The organism is Aeromonas sp. V90_14 (assembly GCF_029967615.1).
Lineage (GTDB): Bacteria > Pseudomonadota > Gammaproteobacteria > Enterobacterales > Aeromonadaceae > Aeromonas > Aeromonas hydrophila.
Genome location: NZ_JASCAS010000004.1, coordinates 51,315 through 69,820, shown reverse-complemented (window position 1 = coordinate 69,820; position 18,506 = coordinate 51,315). Strand labels below are relative to the sequence as shown.

Below are 18,506 nucleotides of genomic sequence, written 5' to 3'. Positions count from 1 at the left end.
AGCGGCCATCAACCATCACTCACGACATCAGGAGAGATCACATGTTTGGAACCGCTACCCGCCCCGGCGCCACCCGCACCCTGCTGCTGGGCTCCGGCGAACTTGGCAAGGAGGTCGCCATCGAGCTGCAACGCTTCGGCATCGAGGTGATCGCCGCCGACCGCTATGCCGATGCCCCCGCCATGCAGGTGGCGCACAGAGCCCATGTGCTGGACATGCTGGACGGCGCCGCCCTGCGCGCCCTGGTCAACGAGGTCAAACCCGACCTCATCATCCCCGAGCTTGAAGCCATCGCCACCGATACCCTGGCCGCTCTCGAGCAAGAAGGCGTCAAGGTAGTGCCCAATGCCCGCGCCACCCAGCTCACCATGAACCGGGAGGGGATCCGCCGCCTCGCCGCCGAGACGCTGGGCTTGCCCACCTCCCCCTACCGCTTTGCCCAGAGCAAGGAGGAGTTCGTCGCCGCCGTTGACACCATCGGTCTGCCCTGCGTGGTGAAGCCGGTGATGAGCTCGTCCGGCAAGGGACAGAGCGTGCTGCGGGACCTCGCCAACCTTGACGAGAGCTGGACCCATGCCCAGGAGGGGGGTCGCGCCGGCCGTGGCAAGGTGATCGTCGAGGGCTTCGTCCCCTTCGAGTACGAGATCACCCTGCTCACGGTGCGCGCCGTCGATGGCATCCACTTCTGCCAGCCCATCGGTCATCGGCAGGAAGATGGCGACTACCGCGAATCCTGGCAGCCGCAGGCCATGAGCGAGCTGGCGCTGGCCCGTTCCAAAGCCGTGGCGGCCAAGGTGGTCGAGGCGCTCGGTGGTTACGGTCTGTTCGGGGTCGAGCTCTTCATCAAGGGTGACGAGGTGTGGTTCAGCGAGGTCTCGCCGCGCCCGCACGACACCGGCATGGTGACCCTCATCTCTCAGGATCTCTCCGAGTTCGCCCTGCACGTGCGCGCCATTCTGGGGCTGCCCATCGGCACCATCACCCAGTACGGGCCGAGCGCCTCCGCCGTGGTGCTGCGCGAAGGTCACAGTCAGGACATCCGCTATCAGGGGATTGGCGAGGCATTGGCGCTGGTACCGGGTGCCCAGTTGCGGCTATTTGGCAAGCCGGAGATCGCCGGTCGCCGCCGACTCGGCGTGGCGCTGGCCCGAGCTGCAGATTGCCCCACCGCTGTCGAGCAGGCCAAAGCCGTGGCCGCCGGGGTGGACGTGCTCTTCTGACCACTATTTTTTGTCTCGCACAAACAAACGTTTGCCTGCGTGATCCGGCGCAAGGGGCATGGCAATGCCCCTTTTGCATTGAGGCGCCTCGCTTATAATCCCCCCTTCACCTATGTCAGGAGTACAAGATGTTAACTGCCGTGATCTTCGATATGGATGGTGTTCTGATCGACTCGGAACCCTTTTGGCAACGGGCCCAGATGGCCGTGTTCTCCGAGCTGGGTCATCCCCACACGGTGGAAGATTGCGAATCGACCATCGGCGTGCGCATCGATCAGCTGGTGGCCCACTGGTATCGACTGCGCCCCTGGAGCGGCCCCAGCCAGGAAGAGGTGGTGCAGCGCATCCTGGATCGGGTCAACGCGCTGATCCTCTCCGAAGGTCAGGCCAAGGCCGGCGTGCTGGAGGCACTCGATCTCATCGAGGCCCAGGGCCTAAAGGTGGGTCTGGCGACCTCCTCCCCCTTTGCCATGGTGGAGGCGGTGCTCGGCAAGCTCGGCATTCGCGATCGCTTCCTGGCGGTTCACTCCGCCGAGGTGGAGCGCTTCGGCAAGCCACACCCGGATGTCTATATCCACGCCGCCGAGAAGCTGGGAGTGGAGCCGGTGCATTGCCTGGCCATAGAAGACAGCTTCACCGGCCTGCTGGCGGCCAAGGCGGCCTCCATGGCCGCGCTGATCGTGCCGGACCCCGCGCTGGTGGGCGATCCCCGTCTGGCCATTGCCGATCATCAGCTACGCTCGCTCACCGAGCTGGATGCCGAGATGCTGGCCAACTGGGTCAAGTAAACAGCACGCAGGCGCTGCCGGACTGACCTCCTGCCTCCCTTGATCCCGGTCATAAACGTGCGCTTGCTCGCGGTCAGGACAGTGCGAACCAACTAGAATCAGGGGAGAGAGGCGGCCCACGGGCCCGAGGAGGTCATCATGATCGAGTACACCAGCAAGCGCATCGTCTGCCCCCACTGTGGCCATCATACCCGGGTCGAGCTGGATGCCAGCCAGGGGGATCAGGAGTTCTACGAGGATTGCATGGCCTGCTGCAACCCCATCCACCTGCGACTGCACCGGGATGAGGCGCGCGACTGTCTGCAACTGTTTGTGGACGCAGACGATGAACAGATGTTCTGACTGCGAGTGAACCCACCCACAAGATCGCCAAGGGCCTGCATGATGCAGGCCCTTTTCTATGGCAAATCCCTGAGGGCGCGTGGGTCAGCTTACCCCGGCTGACGGGCCGCCAGTACCCGCTCCACCGTGTCAACGATGGCCTGGGTCTGGGGGTCAATCTCGATGTTGGTGTGCCAGCCGGCTTTGACCCAACCCAGGTTGGTGCGAGCCAGCGTCTCGGGAATGAGATTGACGCAGAACTCGTTGCTGCGCACTTCTCCCACGGTGAGGCTGATGCCGTCGATGCCGATGTAACCCTTGGTCAGCACGTATTTCATCAGCGTTGGGGCGAGGCGATACCACACCTGCCGGTTGTTGGGAGTGTCGATGACCGAGACAACCTGTGCGGTGCCCATAATGTGGCCGGACATGGCGTGGCCGCCAATCTCGTCGCCAAAGCGGGCCGCCCGCTCCACGTTGACCTTGTCCCCCGGCTGCAGCTGGCCGAGGTTGGTGAGGCGCAGGGTCTCCTGCATCAGATCGAAGCTGACCAGCTCCCCCTCGACCCGGGTGACGGTCAGGCAGCAGCCATTGTGGGCCACGGAGGCGCCCAGCGCCAGCCCCTCGCCCCAGGCCGGGTTCGGCATGCGGATCAGGTGGGTGCGAAAGTTGGGCAGCTCGTCGATGGCCACCAGTTCGGCGGTCCCCTGTACTATGCCGGTGAACATGTCTCGTCTCCTGCTACGAAAAAGGGCAGGGTAACCTCGCCACGGGCCCCAGACAAGCGCACTGGCTGACAAGCGGGCGGCCGATCGCTATAGTGACGGCATTCAAACCAGCGCTGACAAGGAAATAAAAATGCAGGTATATCAATGCTGTGAGGCCATTCGCATCGCCTACAACCAGATTGGCTCCGGGGAACAGGGTTATGTGCCACAGGCCATTGCCGCCACCATCAGGGCGCTCAACGCCGTGGCATCGGACGAGCGGGTGCCGGCGGATCTGCGCGAACAGGCCGCCTACGCCGCCGCCAACCTGCTGATCAGCGATCACGAAGACGCCTGATCCGGCCCTTGCGCCAAACGTTTCGTCCCGGATGAATTTCAGGCTAGAATGACCCCCCCGCACTTTGCATTCCCGTTTCGGGAGTGCAAAGGCTCTTCCCGCTACCCGCTCTTTTTACGCTTTATCTGATCCACTCGGAGGTGTCAGTGCAACGTTATTGGTCCGAGGCGAGGCAACTCGTTCGTCTAGCCAGTCCCATTCTGGTGGCCCAGGTGGCCCAGGTCGCCATGAGCTTCGTCGATACCGTGATGGCAGGCCAGGTCAGCGCCGTGGATCTGGCCGCGGTGTCGGTGGCCTCCAGTTTCTGGCTGCCGATCATCTTGCTGACCCAGGGCATCATCATGGCGCTCACCCCCATCGTCTCCCAGCTCAACGGGGCCCGCAAGCGGGACGAGGTACGTCCCGCCGTGCATCAGGGCTTCTGGCTGGCGCTGATGGTGATCCCGATCGCCATGCTGGCGCTCTATTTCAGCCCGTTGGCGCTGCACCTGATGAAGGTGGATCCCGTCATGGCCGCCAAGACCACCGGCTTCTTGCACGCCATCATGTGGGGCCTGCCCGCCTTCGTGCTGTTCCAGGTGCTGCGCAACTTCAGCGAGGGGCTATCCCACACCATGCCGACCATGGTGATCGGCTTCGTGGGGCTGGCGGTCAATATTCCCGCCAACTATGTCTTCATCCACGGCCACCTCGGCATGCCCAAGCTCGGCGGGGTGGGTTGTGGCGTGGCCACCGCCATCGTGCTGTGGGCCATGCTGCTGGCGATGATCGTCTATGTGAAGCTCTCCTCCCACTTCAAGGAGATCAACCTCTTCTCCCGGCTCGCCCGCCCCAATGGCAGCCGGATTTGGCGCCTGTTCCGTTTGGGCTTTCCCATCGCCATGGCCATCTTCTGCGAGGTGACCCTGTTTACCGTGGTGGCGCTGATGCTGGCCCCCTTCGGTGCAGAGACGGTGGCGAGCCACCAGATAGCCCTCAACTTCTCCAGCCTGGTGTTTATGCTGCCCTTGTCGATTGGGGTGGGTGTCACCATCCGGGTCGGCCACAGCATCGGCGAGGGTCAGCCCGAGCACGCCCGCGTCGCCGCCCGCACCGGCCTGATGCTGGGCATGGCGGTGGCTGCCGGTACCGCCGCCCTCACCGTGCTGCTGCGCGAGCATATCGCCAGTATCTACACCGACGACCTGCAGGTGATCACCCTTGCGGCCATACTGCTGTTCTTCGCCGCCATCTATCAGATCTCCGACTCGGTACAGGTAGTGGCCGCAGCCGCCCTGCGCGGTTACAAGGACACCAAGGCGATCTTCTACGTCACCATCGTCGCCTACTGGGGACTGGGGCTGCCCACCGGCATGATCCTGGGGCTGACCGACTGGCTGGTGCCGCGCATGGGGCCGCAGGGCTTCTGGATCGGTTTCATCGTCGGCCTCACCGGCGCCGCCCTGATGCTGGGTGCCCGCCTGCGTCATATCTATGGCCGCTTTGCCAGCCCGGAGGCCTGCAGCGCCCTCTCCAAGGCGCAATAGGACAAACTCGCCTGCAAAATCAACAGGCTGCGCAAGAACTGGGCAAACAGTCTGCTTTGTGCATGCGCCCTGTTGACAGCCTTGGGGGGCATGGGTAGTATGCCGACCACGCCAGCAGTGCTGGCGTGGTGAAACGGGTTTCTGACCCGGTTTGCAAAGTGGGTTTATAGCTCAGTTGGTTAGAGCACTACCTTGACATGGTAGGGGTCGTTGGTTCGAATCCAATTAAACCCACCACTTTTCCTTGATGCGTCCTTAGCTCAGCTGGTTAGAGCACCACCTTGACATGGTGGGGGTCGGTGGTTCGAATCCACTAGGACGCACCATCATGGAAACCTGTTATGCGTCCTTAGCTCAGCTGGTTAGAGCATCACCTTGACATGGTGGGGGTCGGTGGTTCGAATCCACTAGGACGCACCATAACAGCTTGAATATATTGCAGATGTGGATTTATAGCTCAATTGGTTAGAACAGTACTTTGACATGGCATAGGCGATGTCGTTGGTTCGAATCCGGTTGAACACAGATGTGGGTTTATAGCTCAGTTGGTTAGAGCACTACCTTGACATGGTAGGGGTCGTTGGTTCGAATCCAATTAAACCCACCACTCCCCTGCAATCAGATAAAGTCGCCTTGCGCACCCTGCGTCCTTAGCTCAGCTGGTTAGAGCATCACCTTGACATGGTGGGGGTCGGTGGTTCGAATCCACTAGGACGCACCAGATTAGAAAAGCCCGCTCCTCGAGCGGGCTTTTTGCATTTCCCCTGCTGACTCCTCATCCGCACGGCGGCACCCGCCACATGCTCAATCGTGCCTGGCAGGTCAACCTCTCCCCGCTCCACGCCGCTCAGAAGAGATCGAGCTGCTGGCCGCAGATCCGCTCGAACGACTCGCCGATAAAGGGGAGGATCGCATCGGCAATGGGCCTTAACTGCTTGTCGATGTAGTGCTCGTAGTCGATGGCGCTGCGCCGGTATTCCAGCGGCTCGGGGCCATTGAGGGTCATCAGGTAGGCGATGGAGCCCCGATGCTGGTAGCGCTGGGGTAGGCCACGGCGCAGGTTCTCCTCGTCCGCCAGGCGCGCCGCCCGCACATGGGGTGGCACGTTCTTCTGGTACTCCTCGAGTTTCTGGCGCAGCCGCTTGCGATAGACCAACAGCTCATCGTGCTGGCCGGCCCGGGTCTCGTCCACCATGGTGCGCACATAGCCGCTGGGATCCTGGTCGTGAAACACCATTTCATAGAGGCGGGTCTGAAACGCCTTGGCAAGGGGCGTCCAGTCGGTGCGCACCGATTCGAGCCCCTTGAACACCAGCTGCTCCTCTTCATCTGCCTGATGGCCCGCCACCAGCCCCGCATAGCGCTTCTTGCTCCCCTTCTCCAGCCCGCGGATGGTGGGCATCAGGAAGCGGCGATAGTGGGTCTCGTACTGGATCTCCAGATGGCTCGGCAAATCGAACTCGCGCTTGATCAGTGCGGCCCAGTTGTCGTTGATCATCTTCGCCAGCCGCCGGCCAATCTCGTCCGCCTGCTCGGGGCTGGCATCCCGCCCTAGGTGCACGAAGGTGGAGTCGGTGTCGCCATAGATCACCTCGAAGCCCTCCCCTTCGATCCACTCCCGGGTCTGCTGCATGATGCCGTGACCGCGCAAGGTGATGGAGGAGGCAAGCCTCGGGTCGTAGAAGCGGCAGCCCCCCGAGCCCAGCACCCCGTAGAAGGAGTTCATGATGATCTTGATGGCCTGCGAGAGCGCCTTGTTGCTGGCGGCCTTGGCCCGATCCCGCGCCGCCCACAGGGTGGCGATGAGATCCGGCAGGAAGTGGCGCTCGCGGGAGAACAGGGCGCCGCGAAAGCCCGCAATGGCGTGCTCGGGGTGCTGCAGCCCCTCGATGAGCCCCATGGGATCGATGCAGAAGGTGCGAATGATGCTGGGATAGAGGCTCTTGAAGTCGAGCACCAGCACGTGGCGATAGAGGCCCGGTTTGGAGTCCATCACATAGCCGCCGGGGCTCGCCAGCCCGCCGTCGGCCGGCAAATTGGGCGCCACGTAGCCGCCGCGATGCAGCCGCGGCAGATAGAGATTGGTAAACGCCGCCACCGAGCCCCCGACCCGGTCCAGCTCGAGGCCGGTGAGGGAGGCGCGCTCGATGGCAAAGGGGATGAGGTGGCAGAAATCGAAGATCTCCCATACCAGCCTGCAATCCTCCAGGTTGTAGCGGGCCAGCGCCTCCTTGTCGGAGTGGAACAGCTCGGTGATCTTCTCCCCCCGGTTGGCCACGTCCTCGATATCCTTGCCGCGGCCGAGCAGCTCGCTCGCCACCGCATCCAGGCTGTAGCTCGGGAACTGCCAGGTGGCGCTTTTGAGGGTGTCGATGCCATCGAGCACCATGCGCCCGGGGATGATGACGCTGCCGCTCTGGGGATCATTGCGCGACGATCGCCAGAAGCAGAGCTCGTGACCGCGCCCCAGCCGCAGCCGCCGCTTGTTGAGCTCGGCGCGGCGCAGCAGCAGGCGAAAGTCGAAGTTGACCACGTTCCAGCCGATGATCAGATCCGGGTCGTGCCGCACAAACCAGCGCTCCAGCGCACTCAGCAGGGCGCTCTCGTCCGCGACCCACTCGACCTGGGTACTCCAGCTGTCAGCATCCGCCTCCGGCGTACCGATCATGATGACCCGCGCATCCTCTTCGCTGTAGAGCCCCACCGAGAAGAGCGCCCCGTCCATGGCGCACTCCACGTCCAGCGACACCCAGGAGAGGGTCGGCGTCACCGCCTGCGGTGCGCAGCGTGCCTCGTTCACCTCCCAGTAGCCGTGCTTGCCCCCTTTCTTGAGGGTGCGCCCCTCGAAGCGCATACCGGCGGTGATGAAACGCTCCATCAGGTAGCGCTCCGGCAGCCGGATATCCGCCTCGAAGTGCTCCAGCCCGCGGATGAGCAGCAGCTCGATGGCGCGGTGAAAGGCGCTCAAGGTGGCAAAGTAGCAACCCACCACGGCGCGGCCATCGAAGGTGTGCATCGGCAGGCGGCGAAACCGCCCGCTCACCCCCGCCCCCTTGAACAGCTCGGCGGCTTCTTCCATATGGCTCTGGGGCAGGAAGAAGACCGGCTCCTGCCCCGGCACCACCAGTCGTACCGGCCCCTGCGCGCTCCAGAGCCACATTACGATCTCGGTGTGTTCGCCATGCCCGTTGCGACCACGCACATCCCGCCCGTGACGGGTCAGGATGAAGCCATCGAGTGGCAGAGTAACGGGAGGAACAGGCTGGATCTCGGTCATGCAGGCTACTGGGGTCAACGCTGGGATGGAACCATTGTACGTTCATACAGTGCTTTGCTGCAATTGCCACGCCAGCCGCCATGGCCACGCCAGGCTGCGAGTCGCGCCGCAAACTGGTAAGCTCGGCCAGACTGGCAGCCACTGCCGGTGGCGGCTTTATTCGCCGCGCCATTCATCCAACACCCCATTCTTCACCCGACATCAGGAGGTCACGTGGCGCTCTACTCTCTGCTGGATCAGCTGGCCATTCCCTATCAGCGCATCGATCACGCCCCCGTCTTCACCTGCGAGGAGGCCAGTCGGCTGCTGCCCAAGCTGCCCGCCGCCAAGACCAAGAACCTCTTTTTGCGTGACCCGAAGAGCGAGCGACTGTTTCTGGTGGTGACGCCGGAAGAGAGCCGGGTCGATCTCAAGGCACTGGCTGCCGCCCTTGGGGTCAAGCGGCTGAGCTTTGGCTCGCCCGAGCGCCTGGAAGCCGTGCTTGGCCTCACCCCTGGGTCGGTCACCCTGCTCGCCATGGTGCGCGACAGGGAAAAAGCGGTGGAACTGGTGGTGGACGAGGCCATCTGGCAGGCCGAGCGGGTGCAGTGCCACCCGCTGGTCAACACAGCCACCCTCATCATCACGCTGGACGATGTGCGCCGCCTGCTGGCCCATCTCGGCCGGGAGGCCACCGTCATGGCGCTGCCGGTGCAGCCAACCTGACACTCCCCAGACGGGTGGCGCGATCGACAAACCCCGTTTCGAATCCTTGATGAATCGCGTCAGCTGCCGCCATCGATCCGGTTGTGGCCAGGATCGGGATCCAGCAGCTCAAGCCATTGATAATGGGTCGGATTCATGTTGTGATCCGGCACTGTCATGGCGACCCTCAGGGTCGAGACACAGTGACCGGCAGGACGAGCCCAGAGAGACCCCTAGATGCAAAATCTGTTTTCCTCAGCGCAATTGTTGAGCCTGGTGCTGTTCGTCACGCTGTCGCACGTCGGGGTCGCGGCCATTTTCGCCTATGTGTGGCATACCCAGCGCCGCATCCGGGCCCTGCTCTACTGGTCGGCCAGCGAGCTGGCCATCGCCGCTGCCTTTGGTTGTCTGCTGCTGCGCACCCTCACGGGGGATAGCTCCCTTGCCAACATCCTGCTCACCAACCTGCTGATCATCGCTACCCCGCTGCTCTATGAACGGGGGCTGCGCCACTTTTTCCGGCGCGAGGCCGACCGTTTCGGCTGGCTCTGCCCGCTCCTCGCCCTCGCCGGCTTCCTGCTGTTTGCCGTTACCGCCGCGCAGCTGCCACCGGATGACATACACAGCCGGATCGTGGTGCTCTCCGGGGCCATCTCACTGCAGATATGCCTGCTGCTGTGGCAGCTCTGGCGCTATCAGCGGCTGGCGCCCGCCTACCGGGTGTTGCGCTTCGCCATCCTGCTGCTCGCCCTGCAACTGGCCCTGCAACTGGTCAGGATGGCCAAGCATCAGTGGTGGCCGGAGTCGGCCGCCTCCAGCCTGACCGATCCCCTGCTCGGCCCGGTGATCCTGCTCAGCCTGCTCTTTACCATCGCCCGCAGCTTCATTTTGCTGAGCCTGGTGCACACCCGCCAGCAGCAGGCGCTGCTTGCCACCCAGCGCGAGCTGGAGCGACGCGCCAACCTGGATGCCCTGACCGGGCTGGACAGTCGCCACCATTTCGAGCAGCAGCTGGCGGCGCGCGCCTGTCGCAGTGCCCGCCCCTGGCAGTTACTGCTGATCGACCTGGACAACTTCAAGCAGATCAACGACCGCCACGGTCACCCCGCCGGCGACGCCATGTTGCGGGCGGTGGGCCGGGTGATCCGGGAGAGCCTGCCGCCGGCGGGGCTGGCCGGGCGCCTTGGCGGCGACGAGCTGGCGCTGCTGGTGATGGAGACATCGCAGACACTGCCGGCCTGCTGCCAGACCCTGCAGCAACGGGTCGCAGATGCCACCCGGCCGCTGGCCGGCGGCCCCATCAGCCTCAGCATCGGACTGACCTCGCTGCAGCAGGGCGAGAGCTTCGAGCAGGCCTATCCGCGCGCGGATCGGGCACTCTATGCCGCCAAGCAGGCTGGCCGCCAGCGCGCCTGCATCCAGGAGCCGCACCACAGCGAGCCCAGGCCGCTGTGGCCCCTGGCCACCCAGACCTGATGCAACCCCCCATCGAGTGCCGGGCCGCTCGGCTGACCGACGCCCCCGCCTACCGCCGCTACGTTGCCGAATGTGGCGCCGCCGGGTTGCCGCTCTATCAGGTGGCGCAATTCGACCCGGATCAGTGGCTGCAGGAGTTGCTCGCCCATGCTGATGGGCTGCATCTGCCACCGGGCTACCCACCTACCACCACCTATTTTGCCCTCGAGGGGGAAGAGATCCTCGCCACCTTGCGCCTGCGTCACGGCGACAACTCCGCCACCCGCCAGTGGCTCGGCCATATCGGTTACGAGACCCGCCCCTCCCGCCGGGGTCAAGGCGTCGCCCGCACCCTGCTCGGCTGGCTGCAGCGCCATGTGCTGAGCGAGCCCGTGCTCATCAGCTGTGACGAGGCAAATGCCGCCTCGCTCAAGGTCATTGCCGCCGCCGGCGGGCAATGGCTGGATCGCCGCTACCATGCCGGCGATCGCTGCTGGCTCCGGTTTTACCGGCTGGCACCGACCAAGGGGCCAGGACCGAGCGGCAGACAATAAAAAAGAGCGCCACAGGCGCTCTTTTTTCACTGGCCACGGCCACCCGCAGCAAGATCAGTAGCTGTCTTCCTCTTCGGCCTTCATCCTGGCCTGACGGGCCAACGCCTCCTCCTGGGCGCTCTCGATCTCGTGCAGCACTGAGTCGAGATCCACCTGCTCGCGGCTCTCCTCGAACAAGCCGGTCAGCTCGCTGTCCGGGGTCAGCTTGCCATCTTCATACAGGGCCCACATCTCCCGGGCGTAGCGGGTTTTGAGCAGCTCGGGGGCATACATGCCGTAGTAGTTGCGCATGTTGTTGACGTCGCGCTCCAGCATGGCCCTGGCCTGGTTGTTGGCGGCGGCATCCACCACCTGGGGCAGGTCAATGATGACCGGGCCTTGGCTGTCCACCAGCACGTTGAACTCGGAGAGATCGCCATGGATGAGGCCGGCGCAGAGCATGCGCACCACATAACGGATCACCTTGGCATGGTCGATGACCGCCTGCTCGGCAGAGAGCGCCACGTCATTGAGACGGGGGGCGACATTGCCCTCTTCGTCGGTGATGAGCTCCATCAACAGCACGCCATCGAGGCAGACATAGGGCCTGGGCACCCGCACTCCGGCCGCCGCCAGCTTGAACAGGGCATCGACTTCGGTGTTCTGCCACACCTCTTCGTGCTGCTTGCGACCGTATTTGGAGCCTTTCTCCATGGCGCGGGCATCGCGACTGCCGCGCACCTTGCGCCCTTCCTGATAGACCACGGCCTGCTTGAAGCTGCGCTTGGACGCCTCTTTATAGACTTTGGCGCAGCGGATCTCGTCGCCGCAGCGCACCACATAGACGTCGGCCTCTTTGCCGCTCATCAGCCGGCTGATGACGTCATCGACCAGGCCGTCATCAACCAGAGGTTGGATTCGATTTGGAATTTTCATGGCCGCCCTTTTACCCTATTTGCGCATCAGAAGATAGCCCCTCCCGGGCCACTTGCCTATCCCTGTTTCCTGACGGCACCCGGCGTGCCGGCAACCGCGATGATCCCGGTGCGATAACCCGCGCCGCCGGGTCGGCCGGCCTCACTCCCCGGGAGGGAGATCGCCACGGATCCGCTTAATGCCCTCTTCGTAGAACCCATCCGAACCTTGCTGGTGCTCCATGGTCTCGAAGATCTTGAGAAACCACATGTACTGCTCGGGATGCTGGCGCAGCTGCTGCTCCACCATGCCGTTCATGGCACAGACATCGGCCACCAGATCCGCACCGGGATAGGGGTCGAAAGGCGGCTCGATCTCCAGCCGGTAGCAGCCCTCCTCCTCGTCATAGCAGGCAAGAATGGGCACCGCCCTGGCGCCGGTCAGTTTCACCAGCTTGGGCAGGGCCGGCAGGGTCGCCTTGGGATGGCCGAAGAAAGGCACGAAGATGCTGGCCTCGCGGCCGTGATCCTGATCCGGCAGGTAGAAGAAGCTGGCGCCACTGCGGATCGCCTTGATGGCCGGCTTGATGCCGACGCTGCGCTCATATACCTTGCCGCCCTTGGCCCGCTCGCGGTTGATGTACCAGTCAAACACCTGATCTTTCGGGCTCTTCATCATGGTGCACATGGTCAGCCCCCGAATGGCGAAGTAGCGGCCGATCATGTCCACCGCCCAGGTGTGGGGCACCACCAGGATCACCGGCCGGCCGGCGGCCCGCTCTGCCTCGATATGCTCCCAGCCACGCACCTTGACGCGGCTGGCCAGATGAGCGGCGCTGCGCAGGGTCAGCTCGGCAAAGCCCATGAAGGTCTTGAGACCAACCCGGATCGATTTGAGCAGCAGGGCCTGACGGCCTGCCTCGTCCAGCTCGGGAAAACAGATCTTGAGGTTGGTCTCGGCAATGTAGGCCTGCTTCTTTGACATCCGCAGCAGGGTGGGCGCCAGACGGTTGGCGAGCCGGTCGCGCAGGCCATGGGGCACCAGCGCCAGCAGACAGAGCAGACCGAGCGCCAGCCAGCTGCCCCACCAGCGCGGATGCAGCAGACGGGGATGAAATGAGGTGTCAAAAACCGGATCGTGTGAGGACATGGCCGCCATCAAGTCATAGAAAATAAACGGTTATTTTAATTATCCTGACAAATTTTTCCACTTTGGCGGCCACGCCCCCCGTCTACCGGGCTGGCAGGCAAGGAAGCCCTCCCCCCATGACGGGTCACCATCGCCAATAAGAATGGCCCCGCAGGGCCATATGACATAAAGGCGTGTCGCCTCAGGGCAGCGGCTGCAAGCCACTGCGGATGCGCTGGATCCCCGCCTCGTAGCGACCATCCAGGCCCACCTGATCTTCGCGGGTATCGAAGATCTTGAGGAACCACATGTACTGACCTGGGTCGCGGCAGAGCTGCTGCTGCACCATGTCGTTCATCCGGCAGGTGTCGGCCATCACGTCCTCGGTGGGATAGTTGTCAAACGGCGCGTCGATCTCCAGCCGGTAGCAGTGCTTGGCCTCGTCATAGCAAGCCAGCAGCGGCACCGCCTTGGCCCCGCTCACCTGCACCAGGCGTGGCAACGCCGGCAGCGTCGCCTTGGGGTGCCCGAAGAAGGGGGCAAAGATGCTCTTCTCGCGGCCATGATCCTGATCCGGCAGATAGAAGAAGCTGCGACCACCCTTGATGGTACGGATCACCGCCTTGATGCCGGCACTGCGCTCATAGACCCGGCAGCCGTTGCGGGCCCGGGCCCGATTGAGGTGCCAGTCAAAGACCGGGTTGCGTGCCCGCTTCATCATGGTGCACATGGGCACCCCGCGCCGGGTGAAATAGTAACCGGCCGCATCCACCGGCCAGCTGTGGGGCACCACCAGGATCACCGGTCGGCCGGCGGCCTGCTCCGCCTCGATATGTTCCCAGCCGCTGACCTGCATCCGGCTCATCAGATAGGCGGGGCTGCGCACGGAGAACTCGCCAAAGCCGAGCAGACTCTTGAGACCGACCCGGATCGAGGTCATCAGGATGGCGTCGCGTTCGGCCTCGCTCTTTTGCGGAAAACAGAGTGCCAGGTTGGTTCTGGCGATATAGATCTGCTTTTTCGAGATACGGAACACCAGCGGTGCCAGGGCGGCGGCGAGACGGTCGCGCAGACGGACCGGCACGAAGGCCAGCAGCATCAGTACGCCAAGCGCCAGCCAGCTGAGCCAATAGCGTGGATGCAGGAATCTGGCCTCGAAGCGGGTGTCAAACACGGGATCATGGGAAGACATGGATGGGGATCAAGCTAAGAAAATGGAGCTGCATTGTATTCGTCCTGACAGGTAATACCAGTGAAATTCATCATTGTCCCCCCAGGCTGGGCGCTGGCGCAAAAAACGGGGCACCAATGGGCATGAATGGCACCTTTTGCTGCCAGAACCGGTACAAAAAGCGCTTCACCCGAGGGTAAAGCGCTTGGTCATTATCCGGTTGATGGCCCCTGTCTGCCGCAAGGTTGCTCATCAACACCCCGTATCCCGGCTCTCGCCGTCTTTTTCTTAGCGACGAACCATGCCGTGCGCCACCTCGTCGCTGCCGCCAAGCGGCAGGAAGAACATCAGGTAGCGCAGGGCCACATAGCCGACGATCAGAGTGGCGGCGCCCAGTTCGAAGTGGGCCAGCAGCCGGATCTGTTCGACATACTCGGCCGCCTGGGGCCACTGCTCGACCAGGTGGCTCACCTTGAACAGGGCGGTGGCGCCGATCACTAGCGGGAAGGTGAAGGCGGCGTAGCCCGGTGAGAACGGCAGACGCAGCAGCTTGATGAAGGCCAGATAGATGATGCAGGTCATCAGTACCGCAATCCCCAGCAGCACGGCCACCAGCAGCAGGGAGGGTTCCTCGCTCACGGTCAGGTAACCGGCCAGTGACAGGCTGGCGGGGGCCGCCAGGATGGCGATGGTCGGTTTGGCGGCATCCGGCACTTCATGGCTGAAGATGAGGCGATAGAGCATCAGCGGCAGCATCAGACCATAGCAGAGCATGCCGAACCAGAGCAGGCCGTTGGCCAGCGCCGCAAACTGGCCGCCCGGGAAGGCGACGTCCGCGACGATGATCCCCACCGGCGGCACGAACCAGCTCGGCACCATGTGGTGGATTTCAAACTGTTTGGCCCGATGCCAGACGAAAGTGGCCAGGAACGCCAGGTGCAGCAGCACGGCAAACAGCCAGAGCCCCTCGCCCAGACCGGCGTCGAGCATGCCGACCGCCTTGGAAACCACCATGGTGCCCATGGCATAGGTGGGCACCACGCTGCCGACCACGGGGTGGGCCAGATCCTGCCACAGCAGGCGCGGGTGCAGCAGAAACTTGAAGGTCAGGATCACCAGCAGCACGGCGGCAATGGCGGCCCCCAGCAACTGCAGGCGGCCATCGAAGTGACCGGCATTTTCCCAGCACCAACCGAGACTGGCGATCCCGAGCGCCAGCCCTGCCATGGGAGTCGGGGCTTTGCCTAAGGATTGACGGGTTCTTGCGATCATGTCTGAAACCTCTGATGAGAGACGATGGGCATAGGATAATGGCCCCGTATCGTTTACGATATCTAAATGAATTAAATCAATCGTTCAGGATATCCAAACATGAAGCTGACCCTGCAACAACTCAAGGTCTTTGCCACCATCGCCCGTTACGGCAATCTGGGGCTGGCCGCCAATGAACTGTGCCTGAGCAAGGGCGCCGTCTCCCAGTCGTTGCAGGAGCTGGAGCGCCAGCTCGCCACCCCGCTGTTCGATCGCATTCACCCCAGATTGCAGCTCAACAACGAGGGGCGCCTGCTGCAACCGGCGGCCGAGGAGCTGCTGACCCGGATGCAGGACATCGAGACCCTGTTCAGCCCGGATGCCGAACCGAGCGGCCAGCTGCGCCTCGGCGCCAGTCAGACCATCGGCAACTACCTGCTGCCGGCCCTGCTCGCCACCAGCAAGCAGGAGCTGGGGCAACCGCCCCGGGTCACCATCACCAATACCCACCAGCTCTGCCACCTGCTGGCCAACTTCGAGCTGGATCTGGCGCTGATCGAGGGGGAGAACCACCACCCGGATCTGGTCAGCGAGCCCTGGCTCCACGACGAGATGCTGATCGTGGCCCAGCCCGCTCACCCCCTCGCCGGCCGCAGCCGTCTCTCCCTCGCCCAGCTGAGCGATGAGACCTGGGTGCTGCGCGAGCCCCAGTCCGGCAGCCGCGAGCAGTTCGAGCAGCAGATCCAGTCCGAACTGCCCCGTTGGCAGGCGGGGCTCGAGCTCAACACCCTGGAGGCGGTAATGCTGGCGGTCGAGAAGGGGCTCGGCATCTCCTTCATCTCCCACCTGGCGGTGTCGGATCGGTTGCAGGCTTGTCGTCTGGTGGCCCTGCCCCTGACCCGTCGCTTCCCCCGTCAGCTCTCCCTCATCTGGCACCGGCAGAAGTATCACTCCGCCACCCTGCGCCGCTTTCTGCAATTTTGCCGCGCCCAGGAGGATGTGCTCTCCAGCGAGGCCAGCAGCACCTGAGCCAATGGGATGATCGGGCAGCCTATTGTCCGGCACTACCCTTGCCACCAGGATATCGGTTGCAATAGAAGAGGGAGAGCCCAGGCTCTCCCTCTTTGTCATTCAGCCTTGTGACTCAGCGTTTCGCGGGCTGCAATCCCCGCTCGACCCAGCCCAGCACTTGTCTGCTCAGCGCCTGCGGCACCCAGGGCGAGTCGCTCAATCCTTGTCTGACGCAGGCGGCAAAGTGATCCGCCTCGTGCTGCATGCCGCCGCCCCCGACCGGCAGCGCGATGTCGTGTGGCCAGGCAGGCAGAGGATCGCCGCCACGCCACGCTATCTGCTGGGGATTCCACCACTTGCCCACCAGCTCCAGCGCCCAGCCGGGCCCGGACAGCCAGGCCGACTTGTCGAGGTCCGCCACGATGGAGGCGGTGAGTTCGGCCTTGAGCGGGCCGGAAAAATCAAAGCGGGCGGCTTCGTCCACCTCGCTCTCCTGGCGAGACAGCGTGACCTCGGGCTCACCCGCCGCCAGCCCGAGCTGGTGACACAGGGCGGCATAGAGCCAGAGCGGATAAACCCCCACATCCCAGGCGGCGCCGCCGGCCAGCGCCGGGTCGAACAGCTTGCCGTCCCGCGCCTGCACCGAACCAAAGGCGGCCCGCAGCCTGTCGGGGGCCGGCAGGGCGGCAAGCCGCCCCAGCAATTCACGCATGGCGGGGAAGCACATCACCTTCATCGCCTCCATCAACAGCAGGCCCCGCTCGGCGGCGAGCCGCACCAGCCGATCCCAGTCCGCCACCCGGGTCACCGCCGGTTTTTCCACCAGCACGTGCTTGCCCGCCAGCAGCATGAGTTCGATCAGGGCGGCGTGCTCCGGGTGGATCACCGCCACATAGACCGCCTCCACCTGGGGGCTGGCCGCCAGCGCCTGATAGCTGCCGTGGGCGTGGGGCAAGCCCTGCTCGTCGGCAAAGGCCTGCGCCCGCGCTTGATCACGGGCGGCGATCGCCACCACCCGGCCGCCACTGGCGTGCCCATTCACATCCTGACAAAAACGGCGGGCAATGGCCCCCGCCCCGGCAATGCCCCAGCGCAGCGGCTGGTCGCTTGATCTCTGCTGCATCCCTGTTTCCTTATGCTGTCTGCCGGTAGGTCATCATGCCTTTGCCAGGCTGCGCAACCAGCGGATCTCGTCGCCCCAGATGGACTCGTCAATGGTCTCCAGGATCAGCGGAATGCCATCGAAGCGATGGTCATTCATGATGTGATGGAACACCGCCTCCCCCAGGTTCCCCTCGCGCAGGCTGTGGTGACGATCAACCCGGCTGCCGAAGGTGCACTTGGCGCCGTTGATGTGCATCCCCTTCAGATAGTTGAAGCCCACCGTCTGTTCGAACTCGGCAAAGACGGCGGCGCAAGCCTCTGCGGTGCGCAGGTCATAACCGGCGGCAAAGGCGTGGCAGGTGTCAAAGCAGATGCCGACCCGGCTCTTGTCTTCCACCCCGTCGATGATGGTGGCCAGATGCTCGAACGACCAGCCGAGGTTGGTGCCCTGGCCGGCGGTGTTTTCGATCACCGCCGTCACCCCCTGGCTGCGCTCCAGCGCCCAGTTGATGGATTCGCTCACCAGCTTGAGGCTGGCCGCCTCCGGGATCTGCTTCAGGTGGCTGCCCGGATGAAAATTGAGGTAGCAGAGTCCCAGCTGTTCGCAGCGCTTCATTTCGTCCAGAAAGGCATCGCGAGACTTGGCGAGGCCGTCGGGGTCGGGATGACCCAGATTGATGAGGTAGCTGTCGTGGGGCAGGATCTGCTCGGGGCGAAAGCCCCCCTTCTTGCAGGCCAGCTTGAAGGCGCGGATGCTGGCCTCGGAGAGCGGCGCCGCCTGCCACTGGCGCTGGTTCTTGGTAAACAGGGCGAAGGCGTTGGCGCCGATGGCCTGGGCACGGGCGATGGTATTCTCCACCCCGCCGGCCGCACTGACGTGGGCTCCGATAAATTTCATCTCATCTCCTCTGCACTGTTGCTGGGTCTGGCCGCGCAGCAAAGAGGCGGCCAACATGGGGCGCCATTATGCCAAGCTGCCCTCCTTGCGCCAAACCGGGATTGTCGATGGCAACCATAGAGAGGCCCGCAGCACTGGCCGCCGATGAGAGTAACGTCA

General features: G+C 63.8%; 17 protein-coding genes and 5 tRNA genes. 14 read left to right on the top strand and 8 right to left on the bottom strand.

Annotated features, from left to right (window positions below; genetic code table 11):
- Positions 1-41: 41 nt before the first annotated feature.
- The 3 genes from purT (at position 42) to QLG02_RS05200 (ending at position 2,350) form a co-directional block, all read left to right on the top strand.
- Positions 42-1,220 (top strand): formate-dependent phosphoribosylglycinamide formyltransferase, encoded by a 1,179-nt coding sequence (gene purT / locus QLG02_RS05210; RefSeq protein ID WP_282464695.1) that lies wholly within the window; start codon positions 42-44, stop codon positions 1,218-1,220.
- Between the two features lie 128 nt (positions 1,221-1,348).
- Positions 1,349-2,008 carry a hexitol phosphatase HxpB gene (gene hxpB, locus QLG02_RS05205; protein ID WP_282464694.1) on the top strand — a complete coding sequence of 220 codons (660 nt, stop codon included), beginning with the start codon at positions 1,349-1,351 and terminating at the stop codon, positions 2,006-2,008.
- A 138-nt stretch (positions 2,009-2,146) separates the two neighbouring features.
- Positions 2,147-2,350 carry a CPXCG motif-containing cysteine-rich protein gene (locus tag QLG02_RS05200; RefSeq protein ID WP_005301298.1) on the top strand — a complete coding sequence of 68 codons (204 nt, stop codon included), beginning with the start codon at positions 2,147-2,149 and terminating at the stop codon, positions 2,348-2,350.
- Between the two features lie 89 nt (positions 2,351-2,439).
- On the opposite strand, the gene QLG02_RS05195 is transcribed toward QLG02_RS05200, so the two are convergent.
- Positions 2,440-3,057: a riboflavin synthase subunit alpha gene (locus tag QLG02_RS05195; RefSeq protein WP_282464693.1), complete on the bottom strand. Its 618-nt coding sequence runs from the start codon at positions 3,055-3,057 to the stop codon at positions 2,440-2,442.
- A gap of 130 nt (positions 3,058-3,187) precedes the next feature.
- Between QLG02_RS05195 and QLG02_RS05190 the strand changes: the two genes are divergently transcribed.
- The 7 genes from QLG02_RS05190 (at position 3,188) to QLG02_RS05160 (ending at position 5,641) form a co-directional block, all read left to right on the top strand.
- Positions 3,188-3,394, top strand: a complete 207-nt coding sequence (locus QLG02_RS05190; protein ID WP_005301307.1) for a YaeP family protein — start codon at positions 3,188-3,190, stop codon at positions 3,392-3,394.
- 146 nt (positions 3,395-3,540) lie between these two features.
- Complete coding sequence (locus QLG02_RS05185) at positions 3,541-4,920, top strand: MATE family efflux transporter (RefSeq protein ID WP_011705975.1); 1,380 nt, start codon at positions 3,541-3,543, stop codon at positions 4,918-4,920.
- A 160-nt stretch (positions 4,921-5,080) separates the two neighbouring features.
- Positions 5,081-5,157, top strand: a tRNA-Val gene (locus tag QLG02_RS05180).
- A 12-nt stretch (positions 5,158-5,169) separates the two neighbouring features.
- Positions 5,170-5,246, top strand: a tRNA-Val gene (locus QLG02_RS05175).
- Between the two features lie 17 nt (positions 5,247-5,263).
- A tRNA-Val gene (locus QLG02_RS05170) sits at positions 5,264-5,340 on the top strand.
- Between the two features lie 110 nt (positions 5,341-5,450).
- Positions 5,451-5,527 (top strand) — tRNA-Val (locus tag QLG02_RS05165).
- 37 nt (positions 5,528-5,564) lie between these two features.
- A tRNA-Val gene (locus QLG02_RS05160) sits at positions 5,565-5,641 on the top strand.
- Between the two features lie 126 nt (positions 5,642-5,767).
- Here QLG02_RS05160 and QLG02_RS05155 read toward each other — a convergent pair.
- The gene (locus QLG02_RS05155; protein ID WP_282464692.1) at positions 5,768-8,197 is read right to left on the bottom strand and encodes a DNA polymerase II; all 2,430 of its coding nucleotides are present in this window, start codon (positions 8,195-8,197) and stop codon (positions 5,768-5,770) included.
- A 213-nt stretch (positions 8,198-8,410) separates the two neighbouring features.
- Between QLG02_RS05155 and QLG02_RS05150 the strand changes: the two genes are divergently transcribed.
- The 3 genes from QLG02_RS05150 (at position 8,411) to QLG02_RS05140 (ending at position 10,890) form a co-directional block, all read left to right on the top strand.
- Positions 8,411-8,902 carry a prolyl-tRNA synthetase associated domain-containing protein gene (locus QLG02_RS05150; protein ID WP_282464691.1) on the top strand — a complete coding sequence of 164 codons (492 nt, stop codon included), beginning with the start codon at positions 8,411-8,413 and terminating at the stop codon, positions 8,900-8,902.
- A gap of 216 nt (positions 8,903-9,118) precedes the next feature.
- Positions 9,119-10,357, top strand: coding sequence for a GGDEF domain-containing protein (locus QLG02_RS05145; RefSeq protein WP_282464690.1), 1,239 nt, complete (start codon positions 9,119-9,121; stop codon positions 10,355-10,357).
- Entirely contained in the window at positions 10,357-10,890 is a 534-nt protein-coding gene (locus tag QLG02_RS05140; protein ID WP_282464689.1) for a GNAT family N-acetyltransferase, read from the top strand. The genes QLG02_RS05145 and QLG02_RS05140 overlap by 1 nt, the downstream gene beginning before the upstream one ends.
- 54 nt (positions 10,891-10,944) lie before the next feature.
- Here QLG02_RS05140 and QLG02_RS05135 read toward each other — a convergent pair whose 3' ends face one another.
- From QLG02_RS05135 to QLG02_RS05120, 4 genes are all read right to left on the bottom strand, one after another.
- The gene (locus QLG02_RS05135) at positions 10,945-11,805 is read right to left on the bottom strand and encodes a PA4780 family RIO1-like protein kinase (RefSeq protein ID WP_274278378.1); all 861 of its coding nucleotides are present in this window, start codon (positions 11,803-11,805) and stop codon (positions 10,945-10,947) included.
- Between the two features lie 141 nt (positions 11,806-11,946).
- Complete coding sequence (locus tag QLG02_RS05130) at positions 11,947-12,942, bottom strand: lipid A biosynthesis acyltransferase (RefSeq protein ID WP_026080120.1); 996 nt, start codon at positions 12,940-12,942, stop codon at positions 11,947-11,949.
- Between the two features lie 172 nt (positions 12,943-13,114).
- Positions 13,115-14,104, bottom strand: coding sequence for a lauroyl-Kdo(2)-lipid IV(A) myristoyltransferase (gene lpxM, locus QLG02_RS05125; RefSeq protein WP_011705968.1), 990 nt, complete (start codon positions 14,102-14,104; stop codon positions 13,115-13,117).
- Between the two features lie 267 nt (positions 14,105-14,371).
- Complete coding sequence (locus QLG02_RS05120; RefSeq protein WP_282464688.1) at positions 14,372-15,355, bottom strand: TDT family transporter; 984 nt, start codon at positions 15,353-15,355, stop codon at positions 14,372-14,374.
- A 99-nt stretch (positions 15,356-15,454) separates the two neighbouring features.
- Between QLG02_RS05120 and QLG02_RS05115 the strand changes: the two genes are divergently transcribed.
- Complete coding sequence (locus tag QLG02_RS05115; protein ID WP_282464687.1) at positions 15,455-16,363, top strand: LysR substrate-binding domain-containing protein; 909 nt, start codon at positions 15,455-15,457, stop codon at positions 16,361-16,363.
- A gap of 115 nt (positions 16,364-16,478) precedes the next feature.
- Here the strand turns inward: QLG02_RS05115 and QLG02_RS05110 are convergent, their stop codons facing one another.
- Both QLG02_RS05110 and nfo read right to left on the bottom strand, forming a co-directional pair.
- Positions 16,479-17,468, bottom strand: coding sequence for a Gfo/Idh/MocA family oxidoreductase (locus QLG02_RS05110; protein ID WP_282464686.1), 990 nt, complete (start codon positions 17,466-17,468; stop codon positions 16,479-16,481).
- Between the two features lie 33 nt (positions 17,469-17,501).
- On the bottom strand, positions 17,502-18,347 hold the full coding sequence (gene nfo, locus QLG02_RS05105; RefSeq protein ID WP_282464685.1) for a deoxyribonuclease IV: 846 nt from the start codon (positions 18,345-18,347) through the stop codon (positions 17,502-17,504).
- Positions 18,348-18,506: the final 159 nt, after the last annotated feature.